The organism is Methylobacterium sp. EM32 (assembly GCF_040593685.1).
Taxonomy (GTDB): Bacteria; Pseudomonadota; Alphaproteobacteria; order Rhizobiales; family Beijerinckiaceae; genus Methylobacterium.
Genome location: NZ_JBEXZS010000033.1, coordinates 68801 through 75155 on the forward strand (window position 1 = coordinate 68801; position 6355 = coordinate 75155).

Here is a 6355-nt window from a genome sequence, read left to right on the forward strand (position 1 = left end):
CCGTCCTGGCGAGACGCCCGTCATGTCGAGACCACCTCCGGCGTGAACAGGTAGCCGCCGGAGCGGATGGTCTTGATCATCTCCGGGTTGCGCGGATCGCGTTCGATCTTCTGGCGGATGCGGCTCACCAGCACGTCGATGCTGCGCTCGAACGGCCCCGGCGCGCGCCCCTGCGTCAGGTCGAGGAGCTGGTCGCGGGAGAGCACCCGGCCCGGGCGCAGGCACATCGCGTGCAGGAGGTCGAACTCGGCGCCGGTGAGCGACACCTGCGCGCCCTCCGGGTTGAGGAGCTGGCGCAGGCCCGCATCGAGCACGAAGCCCGCGAAGGCGTGGCGGCGCACGCCCTCGTCGTCGCGGCTCCCTTGCGCGGCGGCGCCGCGGCGCAGGATCGCCCGGATGCGGGCGAGGAGTTCGCGCGGGTTGAAGGGCTTGGCCAGATAGTCGTCGGCCCCGATCTCAAGCCCGACGATCCGGTCGATCTCCTCGCTCTTCGCGGTGAGCATCAGGATCGGCATGCCGGAGGCGGCGCGCAGGCGCCGGCAGATCGACAGGCCGTCCTCGCCCGGCAGCATCAGGTCGAGGACGATCAGGTCGACGCGGGAATCGGCCAGGAGCCGGTCCATCTCGCGGCCGTCGCCGGCGATCGAGACCCGGCAATCGTTGCCACGGAGATAGCGGGCGACCAGCGTGCTGATCTCGCGATCGTCCTCGACGATCAGGATGTGCGGTGTCGTGCTCACGGTTCCGCCTTATGCCCGAGACCGGGTTTTGCTTGAAGCCACCATTGTGCAACCGTCTGTTGCTGGGCCCCGCCCGCGACACCGTCGCGCAACCGAAGCCCGCCGCCGGCGGCCCCATCGCGATGGTGCCGCATTTTCGCGTGATGGGGAGCCCGGACCGGGGCCCAATCCGGGTTGAAATGCATTAGGGCTGTGCATCACCGACCAGCCCCGGAGTTTTTCCATGCAGCAGAACCGCCTGTTCGACGACTTCGCCCGCCTGATGACCGACGCCGCCGGCGCGGCCCAGGGCGTGCGCCGCGAGGCCGAGACCATGGTCAAGGCTCAGATCGAGCGCATGCTGCGGGATATGGACGTTGCGACCCGCGAGGAGGTCGAGGTGCTGCGCGATCTCGTCGCATCCTTGCGCGCCCAGAACGACGCGCTGACTGCCCGCGTCGCGGCGCTGGAAGCCGCCCCCGGCGCCGAGGGCGCACCGAAGAGCGCGCCGACGAGCCCCCCTGCCGGCGGCACGGCGACCGCCTGATCGTCGTCCGGACGCGTCCCGCTTGTGCACAGGAAGCTTCGGTGGATAGCCGGCGGCACGCCGCCGCCGCCGCGGCTTTCCGCTTTGAGTCCCTGGACTCGCCCGGGCTATAGTGGGTCACGCCCTGATTCGCAGCCGCTCTGGGGAGACAAGTCGGAACTTAAGCTTTTCGCCTGCACGCCCTGACCGTGCCCGGGTCGCGATCTGCCTTGAAGACGACACTCGCCGCGTTCGCTGACGCAGCTGTTTCCCGCTCGGACGAGCCAAACTTGGATCGCCATGACCCAGCTCAACATCGACGACCTGAACCGCGCCGAGCACCCGCTCGATGTCGTCGAGCGCCTCGCCTCCCTCCGGGACTGGATCTTCGATCGGGCTGAGACCGACGAGATGTCGGTGGCCGTGGCCGGCCGATGGGCCGAGTACCACGTCGCCTTCACGTGGATCGAGGACGTGGAGGCGCTGCACGTCGCCTCCGCCTTCGACCTGAAGGTGCCGGAGCGGCGGCGCAACGAGGTGCTGCGGCTCGTCTCGCTCGTCAACGAGCAGCTCTGGGTCGGCCATTTCGACCTCTGGAACAGCGAGCACGTGGTGATGTTCCGCCACGCGCTCCTGCTCACCGGCGGCGCCGAGCCGACGCACGGCCAGTGCGAGACCATGCTGAAGACCGCGGTCGAGGCCTGCGAGCGCTACTTCCAGGCGTTCCAGTTCGTGATCTGGGCCGGCAAGAGCGCCCGCGAGGCCCTCGACGCCGTGCTGTTCGAGACCGAGGGCGAGGCGTGAGCGGCACTCTGCCCGCCTCGCTGGTCCTGGTCGGTGCCGGCAAGATGGGCGGCGCGATGCTCGAAGGCTGGCTCGCCGACGGGCTGCCGGGCGCCTGCGTCGCCGTCGTCGATCCGAACCCCGCCCCCGCCATGGTGGCGCTCTGCGCCGCCCACGGCATCGCCCTCAACCCGGAGAGCCCGGCGGAGCCCGAGGCCCTGGTCTTGGCGATCAAGCCGCAGGGCCTGGAGGCCGCCGCCGCTTCGGTCGCGCCGCTTGCCGGGCCGGACACGGTCGTGGTCTCGGTGCTCGCCGGCAAGACCATCGCCAACCTCAAGGACCGCCTGCCCCGCGCCCGCGCGGTGGTGCGGGCGATGCCGAACTTGCCCGCCAGCATCCGCCGGGGCGCCACCGGCGCCGCGGCCTCGCCCGAGACCACCGAGGACCAGCGCCGCACGGCGCACGCGCTCCTCTCCGGCATCGGCCTCGTCGAGTGGCTGGACAGCGAGGACCTGATCGACGCCGTGACGGCGGTCTCGGGCTCCGGCCCGGCCTACGTCTTCCTGCTCGCCGAAGCCCTTGCCGAGGCCGGCATCGCCGCCGGCCTGCCGGCCGCGGTGGCGGCGCGCCTCGCCCGCCAGACCGTGGCGGGGGCGGGCGAGCTGCTCGGGCAGAGCCCCGAGGAGCCGGGGACCTTGCGCCGGAACGTGACCTCGCCGGGCGGCACCACCGCGGCGGCGCTCGGCGTGCTGATGGCCGAGGAGGGTTTGAGCCCCCTGATGCGCGCGGCCGTGGCGGCGGCCAAGAGCCGGGCCGGGGAACTGGCGGGCTGACCGTCTCGGGCGCGTCGCATCACCGGGACCTCACCCGGGCGCGACGCCGCGGCCCCCTGCCCGGCGGGCGGGGCGATCCCTAGATAGGCGGTCGGGGCGGCGATCCGCCTCGGGGGCGCGTGAGCGCTCCCCTCTTCGCCTCAACGGTATCGGAGCGTCCATCCATGGCCCGCACCCCCAAGGTGCCCGACGGCACGGCATCCGGCGACACGCAGCACGGCGGCGCGCCGGAGGCCACTCGCCTGCCGCCGCGGGAGGCGATCGTCGAGGCGCTGATGCGGCTGGCCGCCGAGCAGCCCTGGAACGACATCGAGATCGCCGACATCGCCCGGGAGGCCGGGGTGACCCTGGGCGAGTTCCGCGACGCCTACCCGTCGAAGGGCGCGGTGCTCGGCGGCTTCGCCCGCATGATCGACAAGCAGGTGCTCGAGGGCGCCAGCGACGACCTCGACGACGAGCCGACCCGCGAACGGCTGTTCGACGTGCTGATGCGCCGCCTCGACGCAATGGACCCCTACAAGCCGGCCCTGCGGCGGATCACATTCGCGCTGCGCGGCGACCCCCTGTCACTCGCCGCCCTCAACCAGGTCGCGCTCAACTCGCAGCGCTTCATGCTGGCCTCGGCCGGCATCAGCACCGAGGGGCCGCTCGGCCGCGTCAAGCTCCAGGGCGTGGTGATCGCGTTTGCCCGCGTCATGGAGGTGTGGCTCGAGGACGACGACCCGGCCCTCGCCCGCACCATGGCGGCGCTCGACCGCGAGATCCGCAACGGCGAGCGCTTCATGGAGCGCGCCGAGGACGTGCGCCGCCTGACCGCGCCGTTCCGAGCGCTGGCCCAGTCCCTCGCGGAGGGCGGACGCCGCAGGCGCCGGCGCGAGCGCCGCGACGACGACCGGAACGAGGACGGGGGCGATCCGGCGGCGGCGATCTGACGCCGCGTCCGTCCACGCCAATTCGAGCGATTCCAGGGTGACCATGCGTCGCGCATTGTCTAGCCTGCGGGGGTAGACCAGCCCCCGCCGCGACGGCGGCCCCGTGAGGATCATCCCGGATGCTCGACCTGTCCACCCGCGCGCCGGTCCCGATCGCCCGCGTCGAGCAGCCGCGCTACTCGGCCGTGGCGCAGGGGCTGCACTGGCTCACCGCCGCCCTGGTGCTGGCGGTGCTGCCGCTGGCCTGGATCGCCACGAGCCTGCCGGCGAGCCCGGCCAAGGGCTTCTACTTCCAGCTCCACAAGTCGGTCGGCATCACGATCTTCGCCATCGTGGCGATCCGCATCCTGTGGCGGGCCTGGCACCCGGCCCCGCCGGAGGTCTTCGTGCCGAAGGGCCTGGCCATACTCGGCCGGATCAATCACTGGCTGCTCTACCTCGTGTTCCTGCTGATGCCACTCAGCGGCTTCGTGATGTCGGCCGCCGCCGGCAACACGACGCAGTACTTCTTCCTGTTCCCGATCCCGCCCTTCATGGCGAAGAACGAGGCGGTGGCGAAGCTCGCCGACCAGATCCACCTGGCCGGCCAGTACGCGGTCTACGCCCTGGTGACTTTGCACGTGCTGGCGACCGCCTGGCACCTGATCGCCCGGCGCGACGCCCTGCTCGACCGGATGCTGCCGCGCCAGGACGTCTGACTTCCGGAGCGTGACGATCTTGCGCGACCACCTCTACCTGCTGGCGCCGGACTTCACCGACCCGGCTTTACCGGGCCGGCGCTTCTATTGCTCGCACTGCGCCCTGATCGAGGGCGTGCTCGCGGGCTTTCCCGCCCTCACTGAGCGCCTCGACGTGACGCGCCTGCCCTGGCCGCGCCCGCGGCAGGCGCTGATCGACCGGCTCGGCGAGGACCACCAGTCGCTGCCGCTCCTGGTCTTCGCCCCCGACGCGCCGGATGGCCTCGCCACCGGCCGCCACGGCGACCTGCTTTTCACCGACGACAAGGACGCGATCCTGCAGGCCCTGCACGCGCGCCACGGCTTTCCGGAGCTGCATCCGTGAGGGACGCGCCGGATGCGCGCTTTTGCAGCAACCGCGGGCGTTGCGCGAAGCCGGGCCGTTGGCGATGACACAAGAGACGTGAGAGCGAGAGATCTCACCCGGTCCCCCGGTGAAGGAGGCGACGCCAGCGTGACCGAGCGCCGCGACGACAGCCGCATCGCGACCGAGCTGATCCGGACCGGCGCCAGTCCCGATCCGTTCGCGGCGGCCGTGCGGGCGACGCGCATGCCGATGGTGATCACCGATCCGCACCAGCCCGACAACCCGATCGTCTTCGTCAACGACGCCTTCACGCGGCTGACCGGCTACGCCCGGGACGAGATCGTCGGCCGCAACTGCCGCTTCCTGCAAGGGCCCGAGACCGACCCCGCCGACGTCGCGCGGATCCGCGATGCGATCGCGCGCCGGGTCCCGGTCGAGATCGACCTCCTCAACCACAAGAAGACGGGCGAGGCGTTCTGGAACCGCCTGCTGGTCTCGCCGGTCTTCGACGAGGACGGGCAGCTCACCTACTTCTTCGCCTCGCAATTCGACGTGACGCTGGAGCGCGACCGGCTGGTGCGCCTGCAGCGCGACCGCGACGCCCTGGAGCGGGAGATCGAGCGGCGCTCGCTCGCCCTGCGGCGGAGCGAGGAGCGGCTGCACTTCATCCTCAAGGCCTCCCGCCTCGGCTCCTGGACCCTCGATCTCGCCGACATGCGGCTGGTGGCCTCGGATCGCTGCAAGCTCAACGTCGGCTGGGAACCGAGCGAGCCGTTCACCTACGACGACCTGCTCGGCACGATCCTGCCGGAGGACCGCGAGCGGATGCAGGCGGCGGTCCGCGCCTCGATCGAGACCCGCAGCGACTACGACATCGAGTACCGGATCCGCACGCCGGCCGGCGAGGTGCGCTGGCTGCAGATCCGCGGCCAGCCCTTCTACGACGCGGACGGCATGCCGCTCAGCATGGCGGGCGTCGCCCTCGACGTGACCGAGCGCAAGCGCGGCGACGAGCACCGGGCGCTGCTCGCCGAGGAGCTCAACCATCGGGTGAAGAACTCGATGGCGACGATCCAGTCGATCGCCAACCAGACCCTGACGCACGCCACCTCGCTCGACGAGGCGCGCAAGGCCTTCAACGCCCGCCTGCAATCGCTCTCGGCCGCCCACGACGTGCTGACTCGCGAGAGTTGGGAGGGTGCGACCCTGGCGGAGATCGCCGACGAGGCTCTCCGCCCGTTCCGCACCGGCGCGGGCCTGCGCTTCACCATCGACGGCCCGTCGGTCCGCCTGCCGCCCCGGCTGGCACTCGCCTTCGTGATGGCGCTGCATGAACTCGCGACCAACGCGGTCAAGTACGGCGCGCTCTCGACCGAGACGGGTCGGGTGCTGCTGACCTGGGAGGTGACTCCGGACGGGCGCCTGCATCGAGTCGCGCTACGACCTCGAGGGCAAGCTGCCGCTCGGGGTCAAGCTCGCGAACAAGATCGAGGACGGGGGCAAGAAGATCGCCGAGTT

The 6355-nt window shown here is 71.4% G+C and carries 8 protein-coding genes; 7 read left to right on the forward strand and 1 reads right to left on the reverse strand.

Annotated elements, in window-relative coordinates; translation table 11 throughout:
* Positions 1–20 precede the first annotated feature (20 nt).
* Positions 21–740, reverse strand: a complete 720-nt coding sequence (locus tag ABZT49_RS05335; RefSeq protein ID WP_093571417.1) for a response regulator — start codon at positions 738–740, stop codon at positions 21–23.
* Between the two features lie 223 nt (positions 741–963).
* On the opposite strand from ABZT49_RS05335, the gene ABZT49_RS05340 reads away from it, so the two are divergent.
* The 7 genes from ABZT49_RS05340 to ABZT49_RS05370 form a co-directional block, all read left to right on the forward strand.
* A complete protein-coding gene (locus ABZT49_RS05340) occupies positions 964–1266 on the forward strand; it encodes an accessory factor UbiK family protein (RefSeq protein ID WP_355283998.1) in 303 nt (100 codons plus the stop codon).
* A gap of 279 nt (positions 1267–1545) precedes the next feature.
* Positions 1546–2049 carry a YbjN domain-containing protein gene (locus ABZT49_RS05345; RefSeq protein WP_048466719.1) on the forward strand — a complete coding sequence of 168 codons (504 nt, stop codon included), beginning with the start codon at positions 1546–1548 and terminating at the stop codon, positions 2047–2049.
* Entirely contained in the window at positions 2046–2861 is an 816-nt protein-coding gene (gene proC / locus ABZT49_RS05350; RefSeq protein ID WP_355284002.1) for a pyrroline-5-carboxylate reductase, read from the forward strand. The genes ABZT49_RS05345 and proC overlap by 4 nt, the downstream gene beginning before the upstream one ends.
* 164 nt (positions 2862–3025) lie before the next feature.
* Positions 3026–3793 (forward strand): TetR/AcrR family transcriptional regulator, encoded by a 768-nt coding sequence (locus tag ABZT49_RS05355; protein ID WP_355284005.1) that lies wholly within the window; start codon positions 3026–3028, stop codon positions 3791–3793.
* Positions 3794–3912: 119 nt separating this feature from the next.
* Positions 3913–4491 carry a cytochrome b gene (locus ABZT49_RS05360; protein ID WP_355284007.1) on the forward strand — a complete coding sequence of 193 codons (579 nt, stop codon included), beginning with the start codon at positions 3913–3915 and terminating at the stop codon, positions 4489–4491.
* Between the two features lie 10 nt (positions 4492–4501).
* Positions 4502–4855 carry a DUF3088 domain-containing protein gene (locus tag ABZT49_RS05365; protein ID WP_407943445.1) on the forward strand — a complete coding sequence of 118 codons (354 nt, stop codon included), beginning with the start codon at positions 4502–4504 and terminating at the stop codon, positions 4853–4855.
* 129 nt (positions 4856–4984) lie between these two features.
* On the forward strand, positions 4985–6355 hold a 1371-nt coding region (locus ABZT49_RS05370), incomplete at its 3' end, for an HWE histidine kinase domain-containing protein (protein ID WP_407943446.1).

What these genes read in the sequence shown, in the direction of transcription:
- ABZT49_RS05340 (WP_355283998.1), top strand. Translation starts at nt 964, where the DNA reads ATGCAGCAGAACCGCCTGTTCGACGACTTCGCCCGCCTGATGACCGAC.
- ABZT49_RS05360 (WP_355284007.1), top strand. Translation starts at nt 3,913, where the DNA reads ATGCTCGACCTGTCCACCCGCGCGCCGGTCCCGATCGCCCGCGTCGAG.
- ABZT49_RS05355 (WP_355284005.1), top strand. Translation starts at nt 3,026, where the DNA reads ATGGCCCGCACCCCCAAGGTGCCCGACGGCACGGCATCCGGCGACACG.
- ABZT49_RS05345 (WP_048466719.1), top strand. Translation starts at nt 1,546, where the DNA reads ATGACCCAGCTCAACATCGACGACCTGAACCGCGCCGAGCACCCGCTC.